Genomic DNA, 6463 nt, shown 5'->3' on the forward strand with positions numbered 1-6463 from the left:
CGCGGCAAGGGCGATCCGATCCAGCTCGACTACCGGCTCGAGAAAGCCGGTGCCGGCTGGAAGATCTACGACGTCAACGTCATGGGTGTCTGGCTGGTCGAGAACTACCGCAACAGCTTCGCCCAGGAGATCGGCAGCAACGGCATCGATGGCCTGATCGCCAAGCTCGCCGAGCGCAACAAGGCGGCGGGCAGCGGCCGGAGCTGACATGCTGCTGCTGCCGGCGACGCTCACCTCCCGGGAAGCCCGCGACACGCTGCGCATGCTCAAACAGGTGCTGGAGCGCGAAGGTGGAGACGGCCCGGTAGTGGTGAACGCCGCCCCCTTGCAGCAACTCGATTCGGCCGCGCTGGCCGTGCTCCTCGAGATCGAGCGTCTCGCGGGCGCCTGGGGCCGGGCTTTCGTCGTCCGGGCCGCACCGCCCAAGCTGGCCGCTCTCGCCAAGCTCTACGGGCTCGACGTCCTCCTGCTCAAGCCGGAGACCGCCGCCGCGGCCGATCCCGCCTGATCCGCGTCAGCGCAGGCCGCCGACGTAGTCGGAAAGGGCCTTGATCTCGCGGTCGTTCAGCTTCGCGGCGATGTCGATCATCGCCAGGTTGTTCTGACGGGCGCCGCCCCTGAACGCGGCCAGTTGGGCCTCCGTGTACTCCGCGTGCTGGCCGGCCAGGCGTGGGTACTGGGCCGGGATGCCAGCGCCGGCCGGGCCGTGGCAGCCTGCGCAGGCCGGGACCAGACGGTCGGCAGCACCGCCCCGGTACAGCTTCTCGCCCAGGGCCACCAGTTCCTTGTTCCGGGCGAAGCCCGGCTTGGCCTGCTTGGACGCATAGAACGCGGACACGTTCTTCATGTCCGCCTCGCTGAGCGCCGAGGCGATCGGCTGCATGATCGGGCTCTTTCGCTTGCCGGCCTTGAATTCGGCCAGCTGCTTGACGAGGTAGTCGGGGTGCTGCCCCTGGATGATCGGATTGGCGGCGGCGCCGCGCGAGCCGTCGATGCTGTGGCAGGCGGCGCATACGGCCGTCGCGATCGCACCGCCCTTGGCCGGGTCGGGCGCCGTCGAGGCCCGCTGAGCGGCAGCGGGCGGAGCGGACTGCGCGCCGACGCCGGTCACGGCCAGGACGAGGACCAGCGAGCAGAGCGATCGGGCGACAGGCTTCATGAGGAGGCGGCTTCTCGTGCCAAAGCCTGCAATTTTACAATGAGCGCTTTTGCGACAGACATGATCGACACAATGCCGCCCCCCGGGGCACAGACGGGATCGGCAGGTAACGACGCGGCAGAAGCGAAGATCGCCTTGGCATGGACGCACACGACGCGTTTCCTCACCACCGCGAGCAAGCTTTCCGAGCTTCCCGTCACCGAGCTTCCCGAGATCGCCTTCGTCGGCCGTTCGAACGCGGGGAAGTCCACCGCGATCAACGTCCTCGCGCAGCAGAAGCGGCTCGCCTTCGCCTCCAAGACGCCGGGTCGCACCCAGCACCTGAATGTCTTCGAGCTCGGGCCGAAAGGCGCTGCCGATGCGCTTCTGGTCGACCTGCCCGGGTACGGCTATGCCGCCGTGGAGCGCAATGCCAAGCTGCGCTGGCAGGAAGTCATGGCCGACTACCTCGACATCCGGCGCAGCCTGTCGGCGATCGTGATGCTGGTGGACGCCCGGCTCGGCTTCACCGAACTCGACCTCGCCCTGCTTCGCTTCGTGCTCCCGCGCGTCGACACCGGCGCTGTGAAGCTGCTGGTGCTGCTCACCAAGGCAGACAAGCTGGGGCGCCGGGCCGCAGACGCCGCAATGGTCGAGGCGCAGGCCGTCCTGGGTTCCCTGGTGTCGGCCGAGACGGCCGATGTCGGCGTCGCCCTGTTCTCGGCGCTCGATCGGCGCGGCCTCGAAGACGCAGCGGTCTGGCTGCACCGCCTGACGCGAGTCCGCGTGCTGTAGCCGGGGCGACGGGGAGTCGTCCGACAAGGAGAGTGAATTGATCGAAACGTACGCCATCCAACTTACGAGCGGCATCGAACTGAGTTGCCGCGCATCGGGCCGGCAAGGCCAGCCGGTGCTCGTCTTCCTGCATGGCGTCCCCGAGGGGGCCTTCGTCTGGGACGAGCTGCTCGAGCACTTCGCGGGCGCCGGCTTCCGCTGCATCGCGCCGAACCTGCGCGGCTTCGAGCACTCCTCCTCCCCCGCCGAGGTGGAGGCCTACCGTGCGAAGCATCTCGTCGCCGATCTCTCCGGCCTGATCGACAGCCTGGGCGGCAAGGTCCGGGCGGTCGTCGCCCACGACTGGGGCGGCGCCGTCGCGTGGACCTTCGCGGCCCTGCATCCGCGTGCCCTCGATCGCCTGGTGATCATCAACTCGCCGCATCCGGCGACCTTCCTCCGGGAGCTGCGGACCCGCCCCGGACAGCAGGCGGCCAGTGCCTACATGCATTTCCTGTGCAGGCCCGACGCCGAGGCCCTGCTGGCAGCAGACGACTTCCGTCGCCTCTGGACCTTCTTCACCCACATGGGGGCTGCGGACCCGGCTGGTCCCGGCGGCGGCTGGCTGACCGAGGAAGTGCGCGAGCGCTACCGGAAGGTCTGGAGCTGCGGCCTGACGGGCGGCTGCAACTACTACCGTGCTTCGCCTCTGCGGCCACCCCTTGGCCCCGACGACCCCGTGATGACTCTTGCTCTGCCGCCGCGGACGATCGCCGTCGACGTGCCCACGCTCGTCGTCTGGGGCGAGCGGGATCAGGCCCTGCCGGTGACCCTGCTGGACGGCCTCGACGAGTTCGTGCCGCGCCTTCGGATCGTTCGCGTCGCCGAGGCCACGCACTGGATCGTCCACGAGCAGCCTGCGCTCCTGGCCGCGGAGATCGGCAAGGCGCTCGCCGGCTGAGCAGCCTGGATCAGGGGGAGGCCTCGCGCAGCAGGCGGTCGACGGCGCGCTGCACGAGCGGCTTGACCTCGAGCGGCTGCACGAGGCCGGCTGCGCCCAGCCGCTCGAGCGCACGGCGAGTGATCGACTGCGCCCGGGAAGGGGACTCGCCCGCGAACACGAAGAAGAGACCGCGGTCGCTTCGCCACAGCAACTGCACGCGGGTCCATTTCCCGCGCAGGAAGATCCTTTGCCGATCGCCGATGCGCATGTCCTCGACGCGCCGCACCGCATCGTCGGCATCTCCTTCAGCCGACGTGCGCAGGTGTTCGGCGGGGACGGTCTCCATCGAGGAGACATCGATCATGGAATCACCGAAGCCGCGGCGGGTCGGGGCTTCGGGCACCACCTCCTCGCGCAGGCGCCTGACGATCTCCTCGGGCGTGGGCGCCGTACTCGGCGCTGCAGTGCCCTGGCGTGCGCCGGGCCGCAGTGCCTCGGTGTGGATGTTCATCAGCTCGCCGAGCACCTGCTGCTGCCCTTCGGGCGGGAACGCCACGGCTTCCATCCCCGCCCGGATGCGCTGCAGCAACCCGGGGAGCAGGGCGACCAGGCGCTGCCGGCTCTGCGGGTGATCCGGGATCCTCAGGCTCCAGAGCAGATCGTCCAGCGTCTTCCAGTCGCCGATCGCGGCTTCCGACTGGTCGCCGTGAGCGAGCATGTCGGCGGCGATCACCCGGGTCCAGGTCCCGGCGACGAATCGACGGATCGCCGGTGACGTCCTGACGCTCGCCATCTGCTCGGTGAGGCGCTGCACGAGATGCTGCTCCAGGACGTCGCGGCGTTCGACGAGGGCCAACGCATCGATCGCGCCCCGGGCCGCCCGCAGCTCGGCTTGCAGCTGCTCCGCGAGGCAGCCGTCGATGCGATTCAGCAAGCGGCGGAGGAGGGCGGTATCCGGCGCGGGAGACGGCGCGATCTCGGCGATCGCCGAGCTTGCGAAGGCGAGGAAGCATTCGCGCCTTGGATCGTCCGTCCGCGGGTAGCCGGCGCCGACTTCGCCGACCCGGTCGATCAGACGCCAGAGGGGGTGCGCGTGGGAGTCCAGCACGTCGGGGTCCAGCCCGGCGGCGCGCACGCCGGGACCGCGCAGGCCGGAGACGAGATTCCGGAACGCGTCGGGCAGCTGGCTGTCGGAAAGCAGAGACTCGAACAGAGCCGTGGCCAGGTCAGCGGCGCGGGTCGACGCCGCGCCCGCCGGACCCGCGTGGCTGCCGCTGCCCGGCCGGGCCGCCGCCTGCGGCAGGCGCGGCAAGACGGCGGGTGGAAACAGGGGTCGGGAGGCGTCCGGATCGCCTCTCGCGACCATCCCCGCGCCCGACGGCAGCACGACCGTGCGGTAGATTCCCGGTTGCACGCCCTGCGACTCGAGCCGCGTCGATGCCGCCGCCCACGCGTTCTTGAGCAGGCCGGCGGCGACGCCGGCCGACGTCCGCAGCAGGAGGGCCCGCCGGGGCTGCAGGTCCGAGATCGCGCAGGCCGCATCCCAGAGCGCCATGGCATAGACCAGGGGCCGGAACGGATTCGATTCCGCCGTGACGTGTCGTCCGCCGGCAAGCGTCGACGTGAAGGTCTGCAGCTCGTGCAGCTCCCATTCGGCCGTGCTGTCGATCAGCTGCATCGCACGGGAGATCTCGATGTCGATCTCGACCCGGGCCTCGTCCATGAGCTCGAGGCCGGCCGGCTCGCGGGATGGGGCGAGGTCCGCACCGGTCCCGTGGTCGGCGGCGTTCATCTCCGCGTCGACACGGCGGCGCAAGGAAGCGAGGAAGGTCGACTCGTAGACCGGCGCCTGCCTTTGCAGCGCCTGATGGAGCTCGGCGTGGTGAACCCGCTCCTCCGGGCTGAGGCAGGGCTCCGCCGACGTCGCCAGCAGCTGCACCGCTCCGATCCGCACGCGCGCCACCAGCGCCGGCGCAGCAGCCAGCTCGTCGTCGGCAAAGCGTTGAAGAAGCGAGAGGGTGGCCATGGGGCGCTCGATTATCGAACTGCCTTCGCCGCGCGGAGGCGGCGAGACGCGGCCCCTGCCGTGCCGGCCATGAAAAAGGGCTGCCGAAGCAGCCCTTTCATGACGCAGGTGCGTCAGGTCACATGTCCATCCCGCCCATGCCACCCATCCCGCCCATGCCGCCTCCCATGCCGCCGCCGCCACCGGAGGACTCTTCCTTCGGTGCCTCGGAGATCATGGCTTCGGTCGTCAGCATCAAAGAGGCGACCGAGGCCGCGTTCTGCAATGCCGTACGCGTGACCTTGGTCGGGTCCAGGATGCCCATCTCGATCATGTCGCCGTACTGTCCGTTTTGGGCGTTGAAACCGTAGTTGCCCTTGCCGGCCAGGACCGCCGCGACGACGACGCTCGGTTCGTCGCCGGCGTTCTGCACGATGATGCGGATCGGCTCCTCGATGGCGCGCATGATCAGCTTGATGCCGGCGTCTTGGTCGGGGTTGTCGCCCTTGACCGTGCCGACGGATTGCTTGGCGCGCAGGAAGGCCACGCCGCCACCGGCGACGATGCCTTCCTCGACCGCCGCACGCGTGGCGTGCAGCGCGTCCTCGACACGGGCCTTCTTCTCCTTCATTTCGGTCTCGGTCGCGGCGCCGACCTTGATCAGCGCCACGCCGCCGGCCAGCTTGGCCACGCGCTCCTGGAGCTTTTCCTTGTCGTAGTCGCTGGTCGCTTCCTCGATCTGGACCCGCACCTGCTTGACGCGCGATTCGATATCGGCCGCAGCACCGGCGCCGTCGATGATGGTCGTGTTCTCCTTCGCGACCTCGACGCGCTTGGCCTGGCCCAGGTCGGCCAGCTGCACCTTCTCGAGCGTCAGGCCGACTTCCTCGGCGATGACCTTGCCGCCGGTCAGGATGGCGATGTCCTCGAGCATGGCCTTCCTGCGGTCACCGAAGCCCGGCGCCTTGACGGCGACGACCTTCAGGATGCCGCGGATCGTGTTGACCACGAGGGTGGCGAGCGCCTCGCCCTCGACTTCCTCGGCCACGATCAGCAGCGGGCGGCCCGACTTGGCCACCTGCTCGAGCGTCGGCAGGAGGTCGCGAATGTTGCTGATCTTCTTGTCGAACAGCAGCACGAACGGGTTGTCCAGCGTCGCCGTCTGCTTCTCGGGGTTGTTGATGAAGTAGGGCGACAGGTAGCCGCGGTCGAACTGCATGCCCTCGACCACTTCCAGCTCGGAGGCGAGCGACTTGCCGTCTTCGACGGTGATCACGCCTTCCTTGCCGACCTTGTCCATCGCCTCGGCGATGATCCTGCCGACTTCCTCGTCGCTGTTCGCCGAGATCGTGCCGACCTGGGCGATTTCCTTGCTGGTCGTCGTCGGCTTGGACTGCTTCTTCAGCTCCTCGACGAGTGCCGTGACGGCCTTGTCGATGCCGCGCTTCAGGTCCATCGGGTTCATGCCCGCGGCCACGTACTTCATGCCTTCGCGGACGATGGCTTGCGCGAGCACGGTGGCCGTGGTGGTGCCGTCACCGGCGATGTCCGAGGTCTTGGAAGCGACTTCCTTGACCATCTGGGCGCCCATGTTCTGGAGCTT

Annotated in this window: 7 protein-coding genes; 4 read left to right on the top strand and 3 right to left on the bottom strand. The window is 69.1% G+C overall.

What is annotated here, in order from left to right; genetic code table 11:
• Together AC30N0_RS01715 and AC30N0_RS01720 are read left to right on the top strand one after the other, a co-directional pair.
• The coding region (locus tag AC30N0_RS01715) for an MlaC/ttg2D family ABC transporter substrate-binding protein (RefSeq protein ID WP_489516212.1) at positions 1 to 207 on the top strand (207 nt) is incomplete at its 5' end.
• A 1-nt stretch (position 208) separates the two neighbouring features.
• Positions 209 to 508: an STAS domain-containing protein gene (locus AC30N0_RS01720; RefSeq protein WP_489516213.1), complete on the top strand. Its 300-nt coding sequence runs from the start codon at positions 209 to 211 to the stop codon at positions 506 to 508.
• A gap of 6 nt (positions 509 to 514) precedes the next feature.
• On the opposite strand, the gene AC30N0_RS01725 is transcribed toward AC30N0_RS01720, so the two are convergent.
• The gene (locus AC30N0_RS01725) at positions 515 to 1159 is read right to left on the bottom strand and encodes a c-type cytochrome (protein WP_489516214.1); all 645 of its coding nucleotides are present in this window, start codon (positions 1157 to 1159) and stop codon (positions 515 to 517) included.
• A 72-nt stretch (positions 1160 to 1231) separates the two neighbouring features.
• Between AC30N0_RS01725 and yihA the strand changes: the two genes are divergently transcribed.
• Positions 1232 to 1933: a ribosome biogenesis GTP-binding protein YihA/YsxC gene (gene yihA, locus AC30N0_RS01730; protein WP_489516218.1), complete on the top strand. Its 702-nt coding sequence runs from the start codon at positions 1232 to 1234 to the stop codon at positions 1931 to 1933.
• A gap of 37 nt (positions 1934 to 1970) precedes the next feature.
• On the top strand, positions 1971 to 2873 hold the full coding sequence (locus AC30N0_RS01735) for an alpha/beta fold hydrolase (RefSeq protein WP_489516215.1): 903 nt from the start codon (positions 1971 to 1973) through the stop codon (positions 2871 to 2873).
• 10 nt (positions 2874 to 2883) lie between these two features.
• On the opposite strand, the gene AC30N0_RS01740 is transcribed toward AC30N0_RS01735, so the two are convergent.
• Positions 2884 to 4881 carry a DUF1631 family protein gene (locus tag AC30N0_RS01740; RefSeq protein WP_489516216.1) on the bottom strand — a complete coding sequence of 666 codons (1998 nt, stop codon included), beginning with the start codon at positions 4879 to 4881 and terminating at the stop codon, positions 2884 to 2886.
• Positions 4882 to 4999: 118 nt separating this feature from the next.
• On the bottom strand, positions 5000 to 6463 hold a 1464-nt coding region (groL, locus tag AC30N0_RS01745), incomplete at its 5' end, for a chaperonin GroEL (RefSeq protein ID WP_489516217.1).

Source organism: Rhizobacter sp., from assembly GCF_031412495.1.
Classification (GTDB): domain Bacteria; phylum Pseudomonadota; class Gammaproteobacteria; order Burkholderiales; family Burkholderiaceae_C; genus Schlegelella_A.